Here is a 20,819-nt window from a genome sequence, read left to right as displayed (position 1 = left end):
TTGGCCCCAGCGCCCTTGTCTACCGCGTCGGGGGGCCCCCAAAATCCTTTAAACACCGGCCGGGGGCCAGCGCGCCCCCCCCCGCGGCCCCGGCTCCCCCGGGACCGTGCAGGTCGTCTGCGGGGGCAGGTCCCCACAACACTTCGTGGCCGCTCGGGCGCGTACCCGGCGCGGGGCGGTTGGACAGGGAGAAACGAGAAGGTGGCAGCACCCAAGAAGGGCCGAGGGCCGTCCGGCGGTCAGGGGAGGCCGGGGCGTTCCCTGGCTCTGATCCTCATCGCCATGGTCGCGCTCGCCGGCGGGATGTTCCTGTCCGGGCACACCACGCCGAGGCTGGGCATCGACCTGGCCGGCGGGACGTCGATCACGCTTGAGGCACAGAACCAGCCCGGCAAGCCGGACGCGATCAACCCGACCAACATGGACACCGCGGTCGGCATCATCGAGCGGCGCGTCAACGGTCTGGGTGTCTCCGAGGCCGAGGTCCAGACGCAGGGCCGCTCGAACATCATCGTCAACATCCCCCGGGGGACCGACTCCGAGCAGGCCCGGGAGCAGGTCGGTACCACCGCCCAGCTCTACTTCCGGCCCGTTCTGACGGTGGCGGCGAGCGGTCCCGAGCAGCCCGAGCCCTCCGCCTCCCCGACCCCGTCGGCCGGTGCCACGCTGAGTGGCGAGGCGTCCCCCCAGGGTGAGGACAAGGGCGAGGAGGCCACCGGTTCGGAGGCCACCCCCTCCGCGAGCGCCACCACCCAGGGCCGTGCGGTCACCGGGGCCCTGAAGAAGGACCCGACCCCGACCCCCACCGGCTCCGCCGAGCCCAAGCCGTCCGGCACCCCCGAGGCGACGCCCTCCGCGGACCCGGCCACGGCCAAGCTCCAGGAGGAGTTCGCCAAGCTCGACTGCACCGACCCCGAGCAGCGTGCGGAGGCGGGCAAGAACGCCCTGCCCTCCGAGCCGATCGTGGCCTGCGGCTCGAACGTCCCCGGCAGCTACGAGAAGTACGTGCTCGGCCCCGCCGAGGTCACCGGCAGCGACGTCGACGACGCCAAGGGCGTCATCGAGCAGCAGACCGGTGAGTGGGTCGTGTCGATGGAGTTCACCTCCGCCGGCGCCAAGAAGTTCCAGACGATCACCAGCCGGCTCTCGCAGCAGCAGCCGCCGATGAACCAGTTCGCCATCGTCCTCGACGGCGAGGTCGTCTCCGCCCCGTCGGTGCGCACGGCGCTCAGCAAGAACGCCCAGATCTCCGGCAGCTTCAACCAGCAGTCCGCCGAGGACCTCGGCAACATCCTCTCCTACGGTGCGCTCCCGCTCACCTTCAAGGAGATGAGCGTCACCACCGTCACCGCCGCCCTCGGCAGCGAGCAGCTCAAGGGCGGCCTGATCGCCGGCGCCATCGGCCTGATACTGGTCGTGATCTACATGGTCGCCTACTACCGGGGGCTGGCGTTCATCGCGCTGCTGAGCCTCCTGGTCTCCGGCATCCTCACGTACACGATCATGGCCTTGCTGGGGCCGGCCATCGGCTTCGCGCTGAACCTGCCGGCGGTCTGTGGTGCCATCGTCGCGATCGGTATCACGGCGGACTCGTTCATCGTGTACTTCGAACGCGTGAGAGACGAGATCCGCGAGGGCCGCACGCTCCGCCCGGCCATCGAGCGCGCCTGGCCCCGGGCCCGGCGCACCATCCTGGTCTCCGACTTCGTGTCGTTCCTGGCGGCCGCGGTGCTCTTCCTCGTCACCGTCGGCAAGGTCCAGGGCTTCGCGTTCACGCTCGGCCTGACCACACTGCTCGATGTCGTCGTGGTGTTCCTCTTCACCAAGCCGCTGATGACGCTGATGGGCCGGACGAAGTTCTTCTCCAAGGGCGGTTCCTGGTCCGGTCTGGACCCGAAGCGGCTCGGCGCCCAGCCTCCGCTGCGCCGCTCGCGCCGTGTCAGCGCTTCCACCGAACCGAAGGAGGCCTGAGATGTCGCGACTGGGCAATCTCGGCGCCAGGCTCTACCGGGGCGAGGTCGGCTACGACTTCATCCGTAACCGCAAGATCTGGTACGGCGTCTCGATCCTGATCACCATCACGGCCATCATCGGCGTGGCGGTCGGCGGCCTCCGCATGGGCATCGAGTTCGAGGGCGGCGCGGTCTTCACGACCGACACCAAGGCCAAGATCTCCACCTCCCAGGCCACGGACGTGGCGACCGAGGCCTCGGGCCACATGGCCATCGTCCAGGAGCTCGGCAACGGCGGTCTGCGCATCCAGATCACCGAGGTCGACACCGCGAAGGCGAACGAGATCAAGGAGACGCTCTCCGAAGAGCTCGGTATCCCCGCCGAGGAGATCAACGCGGACCTGGTCGGCCCCAGCTGGGGTGAGCAGATCGCCAACAAGGCATGGATGGGCCTCGGGATCTTCATGGTCCTGGTGGTCGTCTATCTGGCGATCGCGTTCGAGTGGCGGATGGCCGTCGCCGCCCTCATCGCGCTGATCCACGACATCACCATCACGGTCGGTGTCTACGCCCTGGTCGGCTTCGAGGTCACCCCGGGCACGGTGATCGGTCTGCTGACCATTCTCGGATACTCCCTGTACGACACGGTGGTGGTCTTCGACAGCCTCAAGGAGGGCCAGAAGGACATCACCAAGCAGACCCGCTTCACGTACAGCGAGATCGCCAACCGGTCGATCAACAGCACGCTGGTCCGCTCGATCAACACCACCGTGGTGGCGCTGCTGCCGGTGGCCGGTCTGCTCTTCATCGGTGGCGGTGTCCTCGGCGCCGGCATGCTGAACGACATCTCGCTGTCCCTGTTCGTCGGCCTCGCGGCCGGTGCGTACTCCTCGATCTTCATCGCCACGCCGCTCGTCGCCGACCTCAAGGAACGCGACCCGCAGATGAAGGCCCTGAAGAAGCGGGTGCTCGCCAAGCGGGCGGCCGCCGAGGCCCGGGGCGAGTCCCCCGAGGACGACGCTCCCGCCCACCGGCAGGACGAGGAGGAGGCCGAGACGGCCGCCGCCGTGGTCGGCCAGCGTCAGCAGCCCCGAGGCCACGGCCGCACACCGGGGAAGCGCTGATGACGAGCACTACCGAGTCCACCAGGGAGCTGCTGCTCAGCCGGATCCGTGATGTCGCGGACTACCCGAAGCCGGGCGTGATGTTCAAGGACATCACCCCGCTGCTGGCTGACCCGGTGGCCTTCACGGCGCTCACCGACGCCCTCGCGGAGCTGTGCGTCCGGCACGGCGCCACGAAGATCGTCGGCCTGGAGGCGCGCGGCTTCATCCTGGCCGCGCCCGTCGCGGTCCGGGCGGGCATCGGCTTCGTACCGGTCCGCAAGGCGGGGAAGCTCCCCGGAGCCACGCTCAGCCAGTCCTACGAGCTGGAGTACGGCAGCGCGGAGATCGAGATCCACGCCGAAGACCTGGCCGTCGAGGACCGGATCATGGTCATCGACGACGTCCTCGCCACCGGCGGCACCGCCGAGGCCTCGCTGGAGCTGATCCGGCGGGCCGGTGCCCAGGTCGCGGGCGTCTCGGTCCTCATGGAGCTCGGCTTCCTCGCGGGCCGGGCCCGGCTGGAGCCGGGGCTGCGGGGCGCGCCGCTGGAGGCGCTGATCACGGTCTGAGGACCCTGAGTACGCAGGACGGGCACCCGGGAACATCCGGGTGCCCGTCCTTCGTTGTCCAAGCTCTCACCGTCCCCGGGCGAGGACCTGCCGGGGGATCGTTACCATGGGCTCTCCGGGTACCCCGGATCCGCACGAGGAGCGCTCTTGCCAGACGAGGCCCAGTCAGCCGCCGCCCCGCAGCCCGACAAGCCCGTGGCGGCCCCCGCCACGCCCCGGACGGCCGCGCCCTCGAACGCGCCGAAGCCCGCGCCCCCGGAGCCTGCCGCCGGGTCCGCGCGCCCCCCGGCGGCCACCGCGAAGCCTTCGGAGCCCGGCGGCCCCTCCGCGAAGCCGTCCGCGCCCGCGGCCCCCGCCGGACAGCCGAAACCGGCCACGCCCGCGAGCCCGGCGCCCAAGGCCTCCGAGAAGCGCCCGGCGCCCGGAAAGAGCCCCGCCTCCGAGGCCCCCGGGAAATCCGGGCCCCCGGGGAAACCGGCCGCCGCCACGCCCCCGCCGAAGCCCCCGGCCCCCGCGCCCCCGGCCCCCGTGAAGCCCGCCGTCCCGGCCGGATCCGCCCCCCGCTCCGGCGGCTCCTCCAACCGGGTGCGGGCCCGCCTCGCCCGACTGGGCGTACAGCGCTCCAGCCCGTACAACCCGGTCCTGGAACCCCTCCTCCGTACGGTCCGGGGCAACGACCCCAAGATCGAGACGGCCACCCTCCGCCAGATCGAGCGCGCCTACCAGGTGGCCGAGCGCTGGCACCGGGGCCAGAAGCGCAAGAGCGGCGACCCGTACATCACCCACCCGCTCGCCGTCACCACGATCCTCGCCGAGCTGGGCATGGATCCGGCCACCCTGATGGCCGGGCTGCTCCACGACACCGTCGAGGACACCGAGTACGGCCTGGACACCCTCAAGCGCGAGTTCGGCGACCAGGTCGCCCTGCTCGTGGACGGCGTCACCAAGCTGGACAAGGTCAAGTTCGGCGAGGCCGCGCAGGCCGAGACCGTACGCAAGATGGTCGTTGCCATGGCCAAGGACCCCCGGGTCCTGGTCATCAAGCTCGCGGATCGCCTGCACAACATGCGCACCATGCGCTATCTCAAGCGGGAGAAGCAGGAGAAGAAGGCCCGCGAGACGCTGGAGATCTACGCCCCGCTGGCGCACCGGCTGGGCATGAACACCATCAAGTGGGAGCTGGAGGACCTCGCCTTCGCGATCCTCTACCCCAAGATGTACGACGAGATCGTCCGCCTCGTCGCCGAGCGGGCCCCCAAGCGCGACGAATACCTCGCCATAGTGACCGACGAGGTCCAGTCCGACCTGCGCGCCGCCCGTATCAAGGCCACCGTCACCGGCCGCCCCAAGCACTACTACAGCGTCTACCAGAAGATGATCGTGCGAGGCCGCGACTTCGCCGAGATCTACGACCTGGTGGGAATTCGGGTACTGGTCGACACCGTCCGCGACTGCTACGCGGCGCTCGGCACCGTCCACGCCCGGTGGAACCCTGTGCCCGGGCGGTTCAAGGACTACATCGCGATGCCCAAGTTCAACATGTACCAGTCGCTGCACACCACGGTGATCGGTCCCAGCGGCAAGCCCGTCGAGCTCCAGATCCGTACGTTCGACATGCACCGCCGCGCCGAGTACGGCATTGCCGCCCACTGGAAGTACAAGCAGGAGGCCGTCGCGGGCGCCTCCAAGGTGCGTACCGACGTCCCCAAGAACACCGGGCGCGGCCAGGACACCGTCAACGACATGGCGTGGCTGCGCCAGCTCCTGGACTGGCAGAAGGAGACCGAGGACCCCAGCGAGTTCCTGGAGTCCCTGCGCTTCGACCTCTCGCGCAACGAGGTCTTCGTCTTCACGCCGAAGGGCGACGTGATAGCGCTGCCCGCCGGTGCGACCCCCGTCGACTTCGCGTACGCCGTCCACACCGAGGTCGGCCACCGGACCATAGGAGCACGGGTCAACGGGCGGCTCGTCCCGCTCGAATCGACGCTCGACAACGGCGACCTGGTGGAGGTCTTCACCTCCAAGGCGGCCGGCGCCGGACCCTCCCGGGACTGGCTCGGCTTCGTCAAGTCACCGCGTGCCCGCAACAAGATCCGCGCCTGGTTCTCCAAGGAGCGCCGCGACGAGGCCATCGAGCAGGGCAAGGACGCCATCGCGCGGGCCATGCGCAAACAGAACCTGCCGATCCAGCGCATCCTGACCGGCGACTCCCTGGTCACCCTCGCCCACGAGATGCGCTACCCGGACATCTCCTCGCTGTACGCGGCGATCGGCGAGGGCCATGTCGCGGCGGCCGGTGTCGTACAGAAGCTGGTGCAGGCGCTCGGCGGCCACGACGAGGCCAACGAGGACCTGGCCGAATCCACCCCGCCCTCGCACGGCCGCAGCAAGCGCCGCGCCAACGCGGATCCCGGCGTGGTCGTCAAGGGCGTCGAGGACGTCTGGGTCAAGCTCGCCCGCTGCTGTACGCCCGTCCCCGGCGACCCGATCATCGGCTTCGTCACCCGGGGCAGCGGCGTCTCCGTGCACCGCGCAGACTGCGTCAACGTGGAGTCGCTCTCGCAGCAGCCCGAGCGCATCCTCGACGTCGAATGGGCCCCCACCCAGTCCTCGGTCTTCCTGGTCGCCATCCAGGTCGAGGCGCTGGACCGCTCCCGGCTGCTCTCCGACGTCACCCGGATCCTCTCCGACCAGCACGTCAACATCCTCTCGGCGGCCGTCCAGACCTCCCGCGACCGGGTGGCCACCTCGCGCTTCACCTTCGAGATGGGCGACCCCAAACACCTGGGCCACGTCCTGAAGGCCGTACGCGGGGTGGAGGGCGTCTACGACGTCTACCGGGTCACCTCGGCCCGCAGGCCGTAGCCGCGGCAACGGAAAAGCCCCGGTACGCGATGCGTACCGGGGCTTCTGACAGCCGTCTCTCAGCCGTCTCAGCGTTTCTTTCAGCCGCCGAACTCCTCCAGGCCCTTCAGCGCCTGGTCCAGCAGCGCCTGGCGGCCCTCCAGCTCCTTGGCCAGCTTGTCCGCGCGGGCGTTGTTGCCCGAGGCGCGCGCGGTGTCGATCTGGCCGCGCAGCTTGTCCACGGCCGCCTGGAGCTGACCGGTCAGACCCTCGGCGCGGGCCCGCGCCTCCGGGTTCGTCCGGCGCCACTCGGACTCCTCGGACTCCTGGAGCGCCCGCTCCACCGCCTGCATCCGGCCCTCGACCTTCGGACGGGCGTCACGCGGTACGTGGCCGATGGCCTCCCAGCGCTCGTTGATGGACCGGAACGCGGCGCGGGCCGCCTTGAGGTCCTTCACCGGCACCAGCTTCTCGGCCTCGGCGGCGAGCTCCTCCTTCAGCTTGAGGTTCTCGCCCTGCTCGGCGTCGCGCTCCGCGAAGACCTCGCTGCGGGCGGCGAAGAAGACGTCCTGGGCACCGCGGAAACGGTTCCACAGATCGTCCTCGGCCTCGCGCTGGGCGCGGCCCGCGGCTTTCCACTCGGTCATCAGGTCGCGGTAACGCGCGGCCGTGGTCACCCAGTCCGTGGAGCCGGACAGCGCCTCGGCCTCGGTGACCAGCTTCTCCTTGGCCTTGCGGGCGTCCTCGCGCTGGGCGTCCAGCGCGGCGAAGTGGGCCTTGCGCCGCTTGGAGAACGCCGAGCGGGCGTGCGAGAAGCGGTGCCACAGCTCGTCGTCCGACTTGCGGTCCAGGCGGGGGAGACCCTTCCAGGTGTCCACCAGCGCCCGCAGCCGCTCACCGGCCGCCCGCCACTGCTCGCTCTGCGCCAGCTCCTCCGCCTCGGCGACCAGCGCCACCTTGGCCTGCTTGGCCTCGTCGGTCTGCTTGGCCTTGAGGACCTTGCGCTCCTCGCGCCGCGCCTCGACCGTCGCCACGAGCGCGTCCAGCCGCTTGCGCAGCGCGTCCAGGTCGCCCACCGCGTGGTGCTCGTCCACCTGCTGCCGCAGATGGTCGATCGCGGTCGTCGCGTCCTTCGCCGACAGGTCGGTGGTCTTCACCCGCCGTTCGAGGAGGCCGATCTCGACCACAATGCCGTCGTACTTGCGCTCGAAATAGGCCAGAGCCTCCTCGGGGGAACCGGCCTGCCACGATCCGACGACCTGCTCGCCATCGGCTGTACGCACGTACACGGTGCCCGTCTCGTCGACGCGGCCCCACGGGTCGCTGCTCACAGCGCCTCCTCCACCTGATGCCTGCGAGGGGGTTCGCCCCCCGGGCATCGTCCACAGTTTCCTCGGGCGGGCCTCGCCCGCCCTGCACAACGCCAATCTAGGCGACCGGCCGCCCGGCTGTCCGCACTCAGCGCGGCCGAAATTCTCCGCCCCCGCCCGGTGGCCCGGGGCACCGGACGCACCCCGGGGCCGTACGGGAGAATCAGTTCTTCTCCACGGTCGCCTTCTCGATCTCCACGGCCTTCTTCGGCGCACCGTCGCCCGCGCCGCCCTCGACGCCCGCCGCGCCGACCTTCTCCACGGCCTTCAGCGAGGCCTTGTCGAGCGTGCCGAACGGGGTGTACGTGGGGGGCAGCTTGGTGTCCTTGTAGACCAGGAAGAACTGGCTGCCGCCGGAGCCCGGCTGACCGGTGTTGGCCATCGCCACCGTGCCCGCGGGGAACGTCACCGTCCCGTCGGCCCCCGCCTCGCCGAGCGCGGTGAGGTTCTCGTCCGGGATGTTGTAGCCGGGACCGCCCGTGCCGTCGCCCTTCGGGTCACCGCACTGCAGGACGAAGATGCCCTGCGTGGTGAGCCGGTGGCACTTGGTCTCGTCGAAGTAGCCCTTGTCGGCGAGCGCCTTGAAGGAGTTCGCCGTGTGCGGGGTCTTCGCCGCGTCGATGGAGAAGGCGATGTCACCCTGGCTGGTGGCGAGCGACATCGTGTACGTCGCCTTCTTGTCGATCGTCATCGGAGGCTCGGGAGCCTTGCTCTCGCTCTCCTCCGGCGTCGGCACCGGGCTCTGGCTCGCCGCGGTGTCCTTCTCCTTGTCCTTGTCGTCGCCGATCCTGTCCGCGACGACGAAGGCGCTCACGCCCACCACGGCGACCACGGCCACCGCCGACGCGACGATCGCGGTGATCCGCCTGGTCCTGCGGCGGGCTTCCTCCCGGCGCTTCTGCTGGCGCTCGTACTTCAGCCGGGCGTTCTGCCGCCGCCGCTGTTCGCTGCTGGACACCGGTTGGGCTCCTTGTCACATCGTGGGATCGGGGGCTGGGCTGCCCGTACCGTATATGGGTTACCTGTGTCATGAGGAGCGCCGGTAGGCTCTGATCCGCCGCATCCATCGCTGCGGCCGCATCCTCCGGACGAACATTAAGGACGATCGTGCTCATTGCCGGGTTCCCCGCCGGGGCCTGGGGGACCAATTGCTATCTGGTCGCCCCCGCCGCCGGTGAGGAGTGCGTGATCATCGACCCGGGTCACCAGGCCGCCCAGGGCGTCGAGGAAACGCTGAAGAAGCATCGGCTCAAGCCCGTCGCCGTCGTGCTCACCCACGGCCACATCGACCATGTCGCCTCGGTCGTCCCTGTCTGCGGCGCCCATGACGTCCCCGCCTGGATCCACCCCGAGGACCGCTACATGATGAGCGACCCGGAGAAGGCCCTCGGCCGCTCCATCGGGATGCCGCTCATGGGCGAGCTGACCGTGGGGGAGCCGGACGACGTCAAGGAGCTGACCGACGGGTCGAAGCTGACCCTGGCCGGTCTGGAGTTCGGCGTCTCGCACGCGCCCGGCCATACGAAGGGGTCGGTGACGTTCGGGATGCCCGAGGCCGCGGACATCCCGCCGGTCCTCTTCTCGGGCGACCTGCTCTTCGCCGGCTCCGTCGGACGCACCGACCTGCCCGGCGGCGATCACGCCGAGCTGTTGAAGTCGCTGGCCCGTGTGTGCCTGCCGCTCGACGACTCGACCGTGGTGCTGTCCGGCCACGGCCCCCAGACGACCATCGGCCGCGAGCGCGCCTCCAACCCGTATCTGAACGGGCTGGACGCGTCGCCGCGCCGAGGACTGTAGAAGACGAGAGACGTAACCACGTGAGCACCTTCCAGGCCCCCAAGGGCACGTACGACCTGACCCCGCCGGACTCCGCGAAGTTCCTGGCGGTGCGCGAGGCCATCGCCGCGCCCCTGCGCGACTCCGGCTACGGCTACATCGAGACGCCCGGCTTCGAGGACGTCGAGCTCTTCGCGCGCGGTGTCGGTGAGTCCACCGACATCGTCACCAAGGAGATGTACACCCTCACCACCAAGGGCGGCGCCGAGCTGGCGCTGCGCCCCGAGGGCACCGCCTCCGTCCTGCGCGCCGCCCTGGAGGCCAACCTCCACAAGGCCGGCAACCTCCCCGTCAAGCTCTGGTACTCCGGCTCGTACTACCGCTACGAGCGTCCGCAGAAGGGCCGCTACCGCCACTTCTCGCAGGTCGGAGCCGAGGCCATCGGCACCGAGGACCCCGTCCTGGACGCCGAGCTGATCATCCTCGCCGACCAGGCGTACCGTTCGCTCGGCCTGCGCCAGTTCCGCATCCTGCTGAACTCGCTCGGCGACAAGGAGTGCCGCCCGGTCTACCGGGAAGCGCTCCAGACCTTCCTGCGCGACCTCGACCTCGACGAGGAGACCCGCCGCCGCATCGAGATCAACCCGCTGCGCGTCCTGGACGACAAGCGGGCCGACGTACAGAAGCAGCTCACGGACGCCCCCCGGCTCCGGGACTACCTGTGCGACGCCTGCAAGGCGTACCACGAGGAGGTCCGCGCGCTGCTCACGGCGGCCGGAGTGGTGTACGAGGACGACGAGAAGCTCGTCCGCGGCCTCGACTACTACACCCGCACCACCTTCGAGTTCGTCCACGACGGCCTGGGCTCCCAGTCCGCGGTGGGCGGCGGCGGCCGCTACGACGGCCTCTCCGAGATGATCGGCGGCCCCGCGCTGCCGTCCGTCGGCTGGGCGCTCGGCGTGGACCGCACGGTCCTCGCGCTGGAGGCCGAGGGCGTCGAACTCGACCTGCCCGTCACCACCAGCGTGTACGCGGTCCCGCTCGGCGACGAGGCCCGCCGGGCCCTGTTCGCCGTCGTCACCGAACTGCGTCGCGCGGGCGTCGCCGCCGACTTCGCGTTCGGCGGCCGGGGCCTGAAGGGCGCCATGAAGAGCGCCAACCGCTCGGGTGCGCGCTACACCCTGGTGGCGGGCGAGCGCGATCTGGCCGAGGGCGTCGTCCAGCTCAAGGACATGGAGTCCGGCGAGCAGAGCGCGGTTCCGCTGGCCGGGGTCGTGGCCGAGCTGACCACCCGCCTCGGCTGAGCTGAGCACCCGCCTCGGCTGAGCTGAGCACTCGCCTCGGCTGAACAAGCACGAACTGAACAAGCACGGAACGCGGCGCGGGCGGAAGGACCTGAGGAGTCCTCCCGCCCGCGGCCGTTCACAGCAGCCCGTGGCGCATCGCCCCGGTCACCGCCGCAGTCCGGTCGCTGACGCCCAGCTTGCCGAAGATCCGCAGCAGATGGGTCTTCACCGTCGACTCCCCGATGAACAGCCGCCGCCCGATCTCCGCGTTGGTGCACCCCTCCGCCACCAGCCGCAGCACCTGCGTCTCGCGCTCCGAGAGCCGGGGCAGCTCCGGCACCCCGCGCAACTGGTCCACCAGCCGGGTCGCCACCGTCGGCGCGAGCACCGTCTCGCCCCGGGAAGCGGCCCGGATCGCGTCCGCCAGCTCCGCCCGGCCCAGGTCCTTGAGCAGATAGCCCGACGCCCCGGCCTCCACCGCCCGCAGGATGTCGCCGTCGCTCTCGTACGTGGTCAGCACCACGACCCGGCAGGGCAGCCCGGCCGCCCGGATCCGACGGATCGACTCGACACCCCCGCCGCCCGGCATCCGCAGGTCCATCAGCACGATGTCCGGCAACAGCTCGGCGCACAGGGCCTCGGCCCGGGGGCCGCTCGACGCCTCGCCCACCACACTGAGGTCCGGCTCCGCGTCGAGCATCCCGCGCAGCCCCTCCCGTACGACGGGGTGGTCGTCGGCCAGCAGGACTCGGATCATCGGGTACTCCTTCGAGGGGCGTCCGGGGACGGGACGGTCGGGGGCAGCGGCAGCGGCAGGGTCACGGTCACCGAGGTCCCCGAGCCCGGGGCGCTGCGGACCTCAGCGCCGCCGCCCGCCTCCTCGGCCCTGGCCCGTACCCCGTCGAGACCGTAGCCCTCGCGCCGCTCCCGGGGGTCAAAGCCGCACCCCTCGTCCCGTACGGACAGGGTCAGGGCGTCGGGGGCGTACTCCAGCGCCACCGACACCGGTACGGACGGGCCCGCGTGCTTACGGGTGTTGGCCAGGGCCTCCTGACAGGAGCGCAGGGCGACCACCTCGTACGCGGTCGGCAGCGGCCGGACCTCGCCGGTCACCGTCAACGGGGCCGGGGCACCGGTCTGCGCGGTGTGCCGGTCGGCCAGCCGGCACAGGGCGTCCGGCAGCGAGGTGCCGGCCAGATCGGCGGGGGAGCCGTCGGCCACCAGCGCCCGCGCCTCGGCAAGGTTCTCCCGCGCGGTCCGCGTCATCAGCTCCACATGGCGCCGGGCCTGCGGCAGATCGTGGTCGAGCTCGGACTCGACGGCCTGGGAGAGCATCAGCAGGCTGGTGAACCCCTGGGCCAGCGTGTCGTGGATCTCCCGCGACATCCGCTCCCGCTCCGCCAGTGCCCCGTGGGCCGTCGACAGCCGGGCGATCTCCTCGCGGCCCGCCTCCAGCTCGGCGATCAGGGCGGCCCGGTCCTTGCTCTGGGCGATGATCCGCATCGTCCACTGTCCCAGGAACGCGCTGAACGCGAAGGTCGCCACCGCCAGCAGGAGCCGGAACCCCGCCTCACCGGCCGACGGCCGCCACAGCACCGTCCAGCCGATGTACGGCACCGCGCCCATGATGCCCAGCACCCACAGCGCGTCCCGCAGCCGCAGCAGCATGAAGCACTGAGGGGCCAGCGCGAACGTGACGAGCTGGGTCTCGCCCACCAGCATCGCGGTGGGCAGGAAGAGCAGCATCGCCCCCACCACATAGCGGCGGGCCGGCCCCTGGGCCCCCGTGTCGTCCAGCACGGCCGTGCGGCCGACCAGGACGTACCACGGCAGGTTCAGCGCCACGATCGCGGCGGCGGTGGCCCGGACCGGCCACGACGGCTGGGCGGCCTCCAGCACCACGGCGAGCGTGACGGCCCAGACAACGGCGAAATAGCTGTCCCAGGGGCGCAGCGACCGGACCCAGACGTCGGAGTCCCGTGCTCCGTCCGCCCGGGTCAGCCGTCGCGCCGGTTCTTCCAGCGAAACGTCAGCAGACACAGCAGCAATCCTCCGATGCACCAGGCGCCCAGCACCAGGGCGATCCGTCCGAACTCCCAGCTCCCCGCCTGCTCCAGCACGGCGGCCGATTCGGGCAGGAAGACCCCCCGGAAGCCCTGGCACATCCACTTCAGCGGGAACAGGGCGCCGATGTTCAGCATCCATTCGGGCAGCTCGCTCGCGGGGATGTAGACACCGGAGATGAACTGGAGCACCAGGAACGGCAGGATGACCACCGACCCTGCGCTCCGCCCCGACCGGGGCACACTGCTGATCGCGATCCCCAGCAGCGCGCAGCCTGCCGTCCCGAGCAGGAAGATCCAGCCGAACGTCAGCCAGGTGACCACGTCCCGGGGCAGCGTGAGATCGAACAGACCCACCCCGACCAGCAGCAGGATGACCGCTTCCAGGACCCCGGTGACCAGGACCAGCCACACCTTCCCGAGGAAGTAGGCGGCGGGAGGCATCGGGGTGGAGATCAGCCGACGTAGCTGCCGTTCGTCGCGCTCGATCGCGATCGAGATGCCGAGCGACTGGAAGCTGGTCGCCATGATGCCCGCCCCGAGCATCGCGGCCACGTAGAGCTGCGAGACGGGGACGCCGTCCCCCATCGTCCCGCTGAAGATCGAGGCGAACAGCACCAGGAAGACGACGGGGAAGGCGAAGGCGAAGACGACCTGGTCGCGCTGGCGGAAGAACTGCTTCAGCTCCAGACCGCCGCGCAGCAGCCCCAGCCCCCAGGCGCCGGGCAGACCGGTCGTGGCCGGTGCGGTCTGCGTCGTTGGTGTTTCGGCCGTCGGTGTCGTCTGTGTCGTCTGTGTCTGCGGTGTCTTTGGTGTCTGCGGCCTCTTCATCGGGGTACCTCCGACTGCCCGGTGAGCTCCAGATAGACGTCCTCCAGGGTGGGCCGGGTGACCCAGAGCCCGGGGACCTCGCCGCCGAAGCGGTCGGCCAGGGCGGTGATCGTACGGGTCGGGGTCTCGGTCTCCTCCGAACGCGGGGAGCCGTCGGGCTCCGTCCACCGGACCGTCGCCCGGGTGCCGAACCGGGCCCGCAGCTCCTCGGGGCTCCCCTCGGCGACGGCGGAGCCCGCCGAGACGACGACGAGCCGGTCGGCGAGCGCCTCGGCCTCCTCCAGGTAGTGCGTGGTGAGGAGGACGGTGGTGCCGTCGTCCGCGAGCAGCCGGATCAGCTCCCAGAACTGCCGCCGGGCGGCCGGATCGAAACCGGTGGTCGGCTCGTCGAGGAGGAGCAGTTCGGGGGAGCCGATCACCCCGAGCGCCACGTCGAGCCGCCGCCGCTGACCACCCGAGAGCGCCTTGACCCGGGACCCCGCCTTCTCTTCGAGACCGACCAGGGCGATGGTCTCCTCGGGGTCGCGCGGGCGCGGGTAGTAGCGGGCGAAGTGCCGCACCGTCTCCCGTACCGTCAACTCGGCGGGCGCGGATTCATCCTGCCAGACGATCCCGACCCGGGACCGCCACCGTCGGTCCGCCGTCGCGGGATCGGCGCCGAGGACCTCCACGCTCCCGGCGTCCCGGGTCCGCTGCCCCTGGAGCACGCCCACACAGGTGCTCTTCCCGGCACCGTTCGGACCGAGCAGTCCGCACACCTCACCGCGCCTGATGCCCAGGTCCAGGCCGTCCAGCGCGATCGCGCCGCCGTATCGCTTGCGCAGACCGCGCACGTTCACCACGAGTTCCGTCATGAGCCCGAGCATTCCGCAGGGCCGGCGATTCCCTGCCCACCGGGCGTACACCTTTATGTCCACCGAACGGTTGACCCGTACCGGGGTGCGGCACAATGACCTTGCCCGGCTGACCACTCGGTGACGGAACGGCGATATGACGACTGCAGCGGTAGACCACGACCTCTCCTCCGGCCAGGACGAGGACGGCGGAAAGCGCACCTTCGGGGCCGGACGCGGTCTCGCCCTGCTCCTGGTGATCACCGGCGCGGCCGGACTGCTGGCCTCCTGGGTCATCACGATCGACAAGTTCAAGCTGCTGGAGGACCCCTCCTTCACCCCCGGCTGCAGCCTCAACCCGGTCGTCGCGTGCGGCAACATCATGAAGAGCGAGCAGGCCTCGGCGTTCGGGTTCCCCAACCCGATGCTCGGCCTGGTCACGTACGGCATGGTCATCGCCATCGGGGTGGGCCTGCTCGCCGGGGCCCGCTACCGCAGCTGGTTCTGGCTCGGGCTGAACGCCGGGACCCTGTTCGGCGTCGGCTTCTGCACCTGGCTCCAGTACCAGTCGCTGTACAACATCAGCTCGCTCTGCCTCTGGTGCTGCCTGGCCTGGGTCGCCACGATCGTCATGTTCTGCTACGTGACCACGCACAACGTCAAGCACCGCATCCTCCCCGCGCCCGCGTGGCTGAGGAACGGGCTGACCGAGTTCCACTGGGTGCCGCCGGTGCTGTGGATCGGGATCATCGGCATGCTGATCCTGACGCGCTGGTGGGACTTCTGGACCAGCTGACCACTTACCAATTCTCGTAAGTGGTGCCCGGAGAGTCGCCGGACCAGCCCTGGCCACCTACCACTTCGGTAGGTGGCCAGGGCGCTGTCAGTGGGGTCGCATAGGCTTCATGACGTGGAGCCCGACCTCTTTACCGCAGCCGCGGAAGACCGCCAGGAGAAGGACCCGTCCAGCAGCCCCCTCGCTGTCCGGATGCGCCCGCGCGTCCTCGACGAGGTCGTCGGCCAGCAGCACCTGCTGAAGCCGGGCTCGCCGCTGCGCCGGCTCGTCGAGGGGAGCGGCGGTCCGGCCGGCGCCTCGTCGGTGATCCTGTGGGGCCCGCCCGGCACCGGGAAGACGACCCTTGCGTACGTGGTCAGCAAGGCCACCAACAAGCGCTTCGTCGAGCTCTCCGCGATCACCGCCGGGGTCAAGGAGGTCCGCGCCGTCATCGAGAGCGCGCGCCGCGCCACCGGCGGCTTCGGCAAGGAGACCGTCCTCTTCCTGGACGAGATCCACCGCTTCTCCAAGGCCCAGCAGGACTCGCTCCTCCCCGCCGTGGAGAACCGCTGGGTGACCCTGATCGCCGCCACCACGGAGAATCCGTACTTCTCGATCATCTCCCCGCTGCTCTCGCGCTCCCTGCTGCTCACCCTGGAGCCGCTGACCGACGACGACCTGCGCGATCTGCTGCGCCGGGCGCTGACCGACGAGCGCGGGCTCGGCGGAGCGGTCACGCTGCCCGAGGACGCGGAGGCGCATCTGCTGCGTATCGCGGGCGGTGACGCGCGCCGGGCGCTCACGGCCCTGGAGGCGGCGGCCGGTGCGGCGCTCGCCACGCACGCGGCGGAGATCACACTGGAGACGGTCGAGGCGACCGTCGACCGCGCCGCCGTGAAGTACGACCGCGACGGCGACCAGCACTACGACGTGGCCAGCGCGCTCATCAAGTCCATCCGCGGCTCCGACGTGGACGCGGCCCTGCACTATCTGGCCCGGATGATCGAGGCGGGGGAGGACCCCCGGTTCATCGCCCGGCGGCTGATGATCTCCGCCAGCGAGGACATCGGGCTCGCCGACCCCACCGCGCTGCCGACGGCGGTGGCGGCCGCCCAGGCCGTCGCGATGATCGGCTTCCCGGAGGCGGCGCTCACCCTCAGCCATGCCACGATCGCGCTCGCGCTCGCGCCCAAGTCCAACGCGGCGACGCTCGCGATCTCCGCCGCACAGGAGGATGTCCGCAAGGGGCTCGCGGGCCCCGTCCCGGCCCATCTGCGCGACGGTCATTACAAGGGCGCGGCCAAGCTCGGCCACGCCCAGGGCTATGTCTATCCGCACGACGTCCAGGGTGGTATCGCCGCCCAGCAGTACGCCCCCGACGCGGTCCGTGACCGGCAGTACTACACCCCCACCCGGCACGGCGCCGAGGCACGGTACGCGGATGTGGTCGAGCGGGTCCGCGAGCGTCTGGGACGTACGGGCGGTACGGCCCCGTCCTGACGTACCTGCGGCGCGGACCCGTCCGCCACGTATACCTGCGGCGCGGACCCGTTCCGGCCGGTCCGGGGAGCCGTCCTGTCCCGGCCCGTCCGGGAAGCCGTCCTGTCCTGGACCGCCCCGGGTATCAGGACGCGGCCGCCTCGAAGAGGGTGTGCATCGCCCGGCGCAGCTCGGTGACGTCCCGCACCGGGTCCGGAAACTCGAAGCGGGCGTCGAAGCACGACCCCTTGTCCTCCACGAAGCGCACCCGCAGCCCGAAGCGGTCCAGCGCCACGGGCACGGCGGTGGGCTGGTGGGAGGAGCAGGCCTGGGCGGTGCGCTCGCCGAGCAGCCCGCACAGGGTGCGCATCTGCTCGTCATGGGCGGAGTGCAGATGCTGGAGCAGCTCCGCCTCGTGCCCGGCCAGCGGATCGGGGGCGGCGTCCCGGAAGTCCTCCGCCTCGATGTCCTCGGCGCCCCAGAGGTCGTCCACGTACGCCTCTCCGAACTCCAGCCGCAGCATCATCCGGCCCGGTTCGGCGATTCCGGGTACGGAGGTGAGCCAGCCGGAGATCCAGGCGCGGCCCCGGATGCGGTGCGGTACGGAGACCGGGGCGACGTCCGTGATCTCCAGCACGGCCGTCAGCTCGTCGCCCTGGGCGTGGGTCGCGGCCCGGACGGCCGGGGAATCCGCGGGGAATTCGAGGAACACGTCGCCCTCGGGCCCCACGCTCCTGGTGTCCGGGATCAGGGGTTCGGCGCGGGCCAGATCGAGCCCCGGTACGACGAGCAGCGCGGAGCAGGTACTCTGTACGAGAGTTCGTGTGCGTTCGGCTGCTGACGGCATCCGAGTGTTTTCAAGCCCGCTGGGACGCGGCTGACCACGATCAGATCGGCCTTCCGTCGTAGCAGCACCTTCTTGTGTGCTGCCGCTGTCTGTGCTGTCCGTGACGTGAGTGGTGTTCCCAGGGCGAGACATGCGATCTCCTTGAGTAAGGTAAGCCTAACCTAACCTACAACGGAGGTCTGGAGAACGTGCCTAACCAGTCGCGTCCCAAGGTCAAGAAGTCGCGTGCCCTCGGCATCGCTCTGACGCCCAAGGCTGTCAAGTACTTCGAAGCGCGTCCGTACCCGCCGGGCGAGCACGGCCGTGGCCGCAAGCAGAACTCGGACTACAAGGTCCGTCTGCTGGAGAAGCAGCGCCTGCGTGCGCAGTACGACATCAGCGAGCGCCAGATGGCGCGCGCCTACGACCGCGCCAAGAAGGCCGAAGGCAAGACGGGCGAGGCGCTGGTCGTCGAGCTCGAGCGCCGCCTCGACGCCCTGGTCCTGCGTTCGGGCATCGCCCGCACCATCTACCAGGCCCGTCAGATGGTCGTCCACGGCCACATCGAGGTCAACGGCGGCAAGGTCGACAAGCCGTCCTTCCGCGTGCGCCCCGACGACATCGTCCAGGTCCGCGAGCGCAGCCGCTCCAAGGTCCCCTTCCAGGTGGCCCGCGAGGGTGGTTACGACACCGACGGTGAGACCCCGCGCTACCTCCAGGTGAACCTGAAGGCCCTGGCCTTCCGCCTGGACCGGGACCCGAACCGCAAGGAGATCCCGGTGATCTGCGACGAGCAGCTCGTCGTCGAGTACTACGCCCGCTGATCCAGGCGTAGCCGCTCTCACCAGCGCTCCGGCCCGCCCCTCCCTGTCATCCGGGAGGCGGCGGGCCTCCGCGTTTTCCCGGCGGCCGGTCCACTCCCGGGCGTGTCGCGGTGCTCCCGGGGCCCGCCCCCGCTCAGCGCCCGCTCGACGGCGGCGGCCCGCTCCAGCCGCCTCCCGGCCCGCAGCCCCGCCTCGTACGCGGAATCCCCCAGCTCCCGCCGCACCTGCTCCGCGCACTCCGCCCGGGGCCGCCCGAAGTACGCCGAGCCGAACAGCGGCAGCCCCACCGAGGGCCAGATCCGCTCCGCCGCCCCCTGAAGCACCGCGGCCTCCCCGGCATCGCCCTCCACCGCCGTCACCAGCGCCAGCAGCTCCAGCGAGAGCGCGGTGGCCAGCAGGTCGTCGAAGGTCCGGCCGATCGACAGGCACTCCCCGAGCATCCGCCGCGCCCGCTCCGGCCGCCCCCGGCGCAGCGCCGCGTACGCCAGCACATAGAGCGCGTACGCCAGCGCCCACCGTTCCCCGTGGTCCTCGCAGACCTCCCGGACCTCCTCGCAGATGTCCGCAGCCGCGTCCAGATCGCCCAGGAACGCCACCGCCATGGCCAGCTCGACCTGCGCCATCAGCACATTGCTGTTCAGCTCGCCGATCTCCCGGTAGCGGCCGAGCGCGTCCCGCAGCAGCTCCTCGGCGCGCGCCGGGTCGTCCGTGACGATCGCCAGACAGCCCGTACGGTGCACCGCGTACGCCACCGCCGTGGCGTCCCCGGCCCGCTCGGCCTCCTCCCGGCACTCCTGGAGCGCCGAGACCGCACCGACCGCGTCACCCTGGAGCACCGCCACATAACCGAGCACCCACAGCACCTTGAGCCGCGAGGCGTCGTACGGGGTCGGCTCCTCCAGTACGTGCTCCAGCCAGTACCGGCCCTCCGACAGCCGCCCGCACCCGGCCCAGTAGAACCAGAGCGAGCCCGCCAGATGCTGGGCGAGGTGGACCTCCTCGGGGCTCTCCATCGAACACTCCATCGCCCGGCGGAGGTTGGGCAGCTCGCCGTCGATCCGGGCCGCCACCTCCGCCTGACGCGGCGAGAACCAGTCCAGCTCGCACCAGGTCGCGAGCCCCAGGAACCAGTCCCGGTGCCTGCGCCGCAGCCGCCGGGTGTCCCCGGTCGCGGCCAGCCACTCGGCGCCGTACTCACGGACCGACTCCAGCAGCCGGTAGCGGGTCCCGGCCGCACCGTCCTCGCGCTCCACCACCGACTGGGCCAGCAGCTCGTCCAGCACATCGAGCACCGATGCGGCCGGCAGCCCATCGCCACCGCAGACGTACTCCGCCGCCTCCAGGTCGAACTGCCCGGCGAAGACCGAGAGCCGCGCCCACAGCAGCCGCTGCGCGGGCGTGCACAGCTCATGGCTCCAGCCGATGGCCGTACGCAGCGCCCGGTGGCGGGGCGGAGCGCCCCGGCTGCCGCCGGTCAGCAGCCGGAACCGGTCGTCCAGGCGCAGCAGCACCTGGTCGACGGAGAGGGCCCGCAGCCGCCCCGCCGCCAGTTCGAGCGCCAGCGGAACCCCGTCGAGGCGGCGGCAGAGCTCCAGGGCCGCCGCCCGCTCCCCGGCCGTCGGCTCCCCGCCCGGCCGCACCGAGCGGGCCCGCCGCCAGAAGAGCTCCACCGCGTCCTCGTCGGACATCGGTGCGAGGGTGAACGTCACTTCACCCTCCACCAGGAGCGGGCGGCGCCCGGCCGCGAGCACCTGGAGCCCGGGCGCCCGGCGCAGCAACTCCCGTACGAGGTCTGCGCAGCCGTCCACGAGGTGTTCGAAGCCGTCCAGCACCAGCAGCGTCCGCCGCTCCCGCAGGTGCTGGACCAAGGCCGCGCGCGGCGGTCTGCCGGTGTGATCGGTTAGCCCCAGCGCCTCGGCCACGGCGTGTTCCAGCAGGGCGGGGTCGTGGACGGGGGAGAGCTCGGCGAGCCAGACCCCGTCGCAGTACCGTTTCTCCACCAGCGCGGCGACCCGGCCGGCGCACCGGCTCTTGCCCACCCCCGCCGCCCCGACGACGGTGACGAGTCTCGACTCCGCCAACAGCCCGTCCACCGCGGCGAGTTCGTCCGCGCGGCCCACGAACCGGTCGAGCTCCGCCGGGACGTTGCCGACCGGTGCGGAGGGGCGGGGCTCCGGGGCGTCCGGGTGGGTGGCGGGGTGCCGCAGGCGTCGCATGAGACACGCAGAGTACTGGCACGGCAGCTCTCCGTACAATTTCCCGCGATGGCCCGCGCCCTGCCCGCA

Annotated in this window: 17 protein-coding genes; 9 read left to right on the top strand and 8 right to left on the bottom strand. The window is 71.0% G+C overall.

All coding sequences use genetic code 11. The features are described 5' to 3' along the window. The first annotated feature begins 201 nt into the window (after positions 1 to 201). The 4 genes from secD to ACFW9Z_RS19150 all read left to right on the top strand — a co-directional run bounded on the left by secD (position 202) and on the right by ACFW9Z_RS19150 (position 6,492). A complete protein-coding gene (gene secD, locus ACFW9Z_RS19165; protein ID WP_384641984.1) occupies positions 202 to 1,971 on the top strand; it encodes a protein translocase subunit SecD in 1,770 nt (589 codons plus the stop codon). A 1-nt stretch (position 1,972) separates the two neighbouring features. Beyond that, a complete protein-coding gene (gene secF, locus ACFW9Z_RS19160) occupies positions 1,973 to 3,076 on the top strand; it encodes a protein translocase subunit SecF (protein WP_384641981.1) in 1,104 nt (367 codons plus the stop codon). Next, the gene (locus ACFW9Z_RS19155; protein ID WP_384641978.1) at positions 3,076 to 3,627 is read left to right on the top strand and encodes an adenine phosphoribosyltransferase; all 552 of its coding nucleotides are present in this window, start codon (positions 3,076 to 3,078) and stop codon (positions 3,625 to 3,627) included. Before secF ends, ACFW9Z_RS19155 begins: the two co-directional genes overlap by 1 nt. A gap of 147 nt (positions 3,628 to 3,774) precedes the next feature. Continuing rightward, positions 3,775 to 6,492, top strand: coding sequence for a RelA/SpoT family protein (locus ACFW9Z_RS19150; protein ID WP_384641975.1), 2,718 nt, complete (start codon positions 3,775 to 3,777; stop codon positions 6,490 to 6,492). 80 nt (positions 6,493 to 6,572) lie between these two features. Here the strand turns inward: ACFW9Z_RS19150 and ACFW9Z_RS19145 are convergent, their stop codons facing one another. Next, positions 6,573 to 7,802 (bottom strand): DUF349 domain-containing protein, encoded by a 1,230-nt coding sequence (locus ACFW9Z_RS19145; RefSeq protein ID WP_384641973.1) that lies wholly within the window; start codon positions 7,800 to 7,802, stop codon positions 6,573 to 6,575. 202 nt (positions 7,803 to 8,004) lie between these two features. Beyond that, entirely contained in the window at positions 8,005 to 8,799 is a 795-nt protein-coding gene (locus tag ACFW9Z_RS19140) for a peptidylprolyl isomerase (protein WP_384641970.1), read from the bottom strand. A gap of 149 nt (positions 8,800 to 8,948) precedes the next feature. Between ACFW9Z_RS19140 and ACFW9Z_RS19135 the strand changes: the two genes are divergently transcribed. Next, complete coding sequence (locus ACFW9Z_RS19135; protein ID WP_384641967.1) at positions 8,949 to 9,638, top strand: MBL fold metallo-hydrolase; 690 nt, start codon at positions 8,949 to 8,951, stop codon at positions 9,636 to 9,638. Between the two features lie 20 nt (positions 9,639 to 9,658). After that, a complete protein-coding gene (gene hisS, locus ACFW9Z_RS19130; protein WP_384641964.1) occupies positions 9,659 to 10,921 on the top strand; it encodes a histidine--tRNA ligase in 1,263 nt (420 codons plus the stop codon). A gap of 118 nt (positions 10,922 to 11,039) precedes the next feature. Here hisS and ACFW9Z_RS19125 read toward each other — a convergent pair whose 3' ends face one another. From ACFW9Z_RS19125 to ACFW9Z_RS19110, 4 genes are read right to left on the bottom strand one after another with little or no spacing between them, the layout of a single operon-like run. Then, a complete protein-coding gene (locus tag ACFW9Z_RS19125; RefSeq protein ID WP_384641961.1) occupies positions 11,040 to 11,660 on the bottom strand; it encodes a response regulator in 621 nt (206 codons plus the stop codon). After that, positions 11,657 to 12,943 (bottom strand): sensor histidine kinase, encoded by a 1,287-nt coding sequence (locus ACFW9Z_RS19120; protein WP_384641958.1) that lies wholly within the window; start codon positions 12,941 to 12,943, stop codon positions 11,657 to 11,659. Before ACFW9Z_RS19120 ends, ACFW9Z_RS19125 begins: the two co-directional genes overlap by 4 nt. Beyond that, entirely contained in the window at positions 12,901 to 13,797 is an 897-nt protein-coding gene (locus ACFW9Z_RS19115; protein ID WP_384641956.1) for an ABC transporter permease, read from the bottom strand. Before ACFW9Z_RS19115 ends, ACFW9Z_RS19120 begins: the two co-directional genes overlap by 43 nt. Next, a complete protein-coding gene (locus ACFW9Z_RS19110; RefSeq protein WP_384641953.1) occupies positions 13,794 to 14,651 on the bottom strand; it encodes an ABC transporter ATP-binding protein in 858 nt (285 codons plus the stop codon). The genes ACFW9Z_RS19115 and ACFW9Z_RS19110 overlap by 4 nt, the downstream gene beginning before the upstream one ends. 136 nt (positions 14,652 to 14,787) lie before the next feature. On the opposite strand from ACFW9Z_RS19110, the gene ACFW9Z_RS19105 reads away from it, so the two are divergent. Together ACFW9Z_RS19105 and ACFW9Z_RS19100 are read left to right on the top strand one after the other, a co-directional pair. Next, the gene (locus ACFW9Z_RS19105; protein ID WP_384641950.1) at positions 14,788 to 15,426 is read left to right on the top strand and encodes a vitamin K epoxide reductase family protein; all 639 of its coding nucleotides are present in this window, start codon (positions 14,788 to 14,790) and stop codon (positions 15,424 to 15,426) included. A gap of 114 nt (positions 15,427 to 15,540) precedes the next feature. Beyond that, positions 15,541 to 16,905, top strand: coding sequence for a replication-associated recombination protein A (locus tag ACFW9Z_RS19100; RefSeq protein WP_384641947.1), 1,365 nt, complete (start codon positions 15,541 to 15,543; stop codon positions 16,903 to 16,905). 124 nt (positions 16,906 to 17,029) lie between these two features. Here ACFW9Z_RS19100 and ACFW9Z_RS19095 read toward each other — a convergent pair whose 3' ends face one another. Continuing rightward, complete coding sequence (locus ACFW9Z_RS19095; RefSeq protein ID WP_384641944.1) at positions 17,030 to 17,731, bottom strand: DUF2470 domain-containing protein; 702 nt, start codon at positions 17,729 to 17,731, stop codon at positions 17,030 to 17,032. A 188-nt stretch (positions 17,732 to 17,919) separates the two neighbouring features. Between ACFW9Z_RS19095 and rpsD the strand changes: the two genes are divergently transcribed. Beyond that, complete coding sequence (rpsD, locus tag ACFW9Z_RS19090) at positions 17,920 to 18,534, top strand: 30S ribosomal protein S4 (protein WP_003970343.1); 615 nt, start codon at positions 17,920 to 17,922, stop codon at positions 18,532 to 18,534. A gap of 17 nt (positions 18,535 to 18,551) precedes the next feature. Here rpsD and ACFW9Z_RS19085 read toward each other — a convergent pair whose 3' ends face one another. Then, positions 18,552 to 20,750 carry an ATP-binding protein gene (locus tag ACFW9Z_RS19085; protein WP_384641941.1) on the bottom strand — a complete coding sequence of 733 codons (2,199 nt, stop codon included), beginning with the start codon at positions 20,748 to 20,750 and terminating at the stop codon, positions 18,552 to 18,554. Positions 20,751 to 20,819 lie beyond the last annotated feature (69 nt).

Source organism: Streptomyces sp. NPDC059452 (assembly GCF_042750035.1).
Taxonomy (GTDB): Bacteria; Actinomycetota; Actinomycetes; order Streptomycetales; family Streptomycetaceae; genus Streptomyces.
This window is presented reverse-complemented; position numbering and strand designations above follow the sequence as displayed.